At 54.5% G+C, this 1394-nt stretch carries 1 rRNA gene; it reads left to right on the top strand.

Annotated elements, in window-relative coordinates:
* Positions 1-1312: ribosomal RNA gene (locus tag B5G10_RS12460) — 16S ribosomal RNA — on the top strand; the annotation flags it as partial.
* Positions 1313-1394: the final 82 nt, after the last annotated feature.

Genomic DNA, 1394 nt, shown 5'->3' with positions numbered 1-1394 from the left:
AATCTTGGTTACAGATGAGCATGCGGTCCATTAGCCAGTTGGCGGGGTAACGGCCCACCAAAGCGACGATGGATAGGGGTTCTGAGAGGAAGGTCCCCCACATTGGAACTGAGACACGGTCCAAACTCCTACGGGAGGCAGCAGTGAGGAATATTGGTCAATGGTCGGCAGACTGAACCAGCCAAGTCGCGTGAAGGAAGACGGCCCTACGGGTTGTAAACTTCTTTTGTCGGAGAGTAAAGGTCTTCACGAGTGGAGATTTGCAAGTATCCGAAGAAAAAGCATCGGCTAACTCCGTGCCAGCAGCCGCGGTAATACGGAGGATGCGAGCGTTATCCGGATTTATTGGGTTTAAAGGGTGCGTAGGCGGCACGGCAAGTCAGCGGTGAAATGCTCGGGCTTAACCCGAGAGGTGCCGTTGAAACTGTTGAGCTAGCGTGCACAAGAGGTAGGCGGAATGCGTGGTGTAGCGGTGAAATGCATAGATATCACGCAGAACCCCGATTGCGAAGGCAGCCTACTAGGGTGCAACGGACGCTGAAGCACGAAAGCGTGGGGATCGAACAGGATTAGATACCCTGGTAGTCCACGCAGTAAACGATGAATACTAACTGTTTGCGATATAATGTAAGCGGTACAGCGAAAGCGTTAAGTATTCCACCTGGGGAGTACGCCGGCAACGGTGAAACTCAAAGGAATTGACGGGGGCCCGCACAAGCGGAGGAACATGTGGTTTAATTCGATGATACGCGAGGAACCTTACCCGGGCTCAAACGCAGGGGGAATACGGGTGAAAGCCTGTAGCCAGCAATGGTCGCCTGCGAGGTGCTGCATGGTTGTCGTCAGCTCGTGCCGTGAGGTGTCGGCTTAAGTGCCATAACGAGCGCAACCCCTATTGACAGTTACTAACGGGTTAAGCCGAGGACTCTGTCGAGACTGCCGGCGCAAGCCGCGAGGAAGGTGGGGATGACGTCAAATCAGCACGGCCCTTACGTCCGGGGCGACACACGTGTTACAATGGCAGGTACAGAAGGCAGCCAGTCAGCAATGACGCGCGAATCCCGAAAACCTGTCTCAGTTCGGATTGGAGTCTGCAACTCGACTCCATGAAGCTGGATTCGCTAGTAATCGCGCATCAGCCATGGCGCGGTGAATACGTTCCCGGGCCTTGTACACACCGCCCGTCAAGCCATGGAAGCCGGGAGTACCTGAAGCATGCAACCGCAAGGAGCGTACGAAGGTAATACCGGTAACTGGGGCTAAGTCGTAACAAGGTAGCCGTACCGGAAGGTGCGGCTGGAACACCTCCTTTCTGGAGAAGAGCCTCCACCAGAGGCCGGAGAGACGAAACAGAAGTTTTCACCTCTTGACTACCGCTTCTTTTCATTCATATA

The organism is Barnesiella sp. An55 (assembly GCF_002161555.1).
Classification (GTDB): domain Bacteria; phylum Bacteroidota; class Bacteroidia; order Bacteroidales; family Barnesiellaceae; genus Barnesiella; species Barnesiella merdipullorum.
Note: the sequence above shows the minus strand (reverse complement) of the source record. Positions and strands in the feature narration are given on the sequence as shown.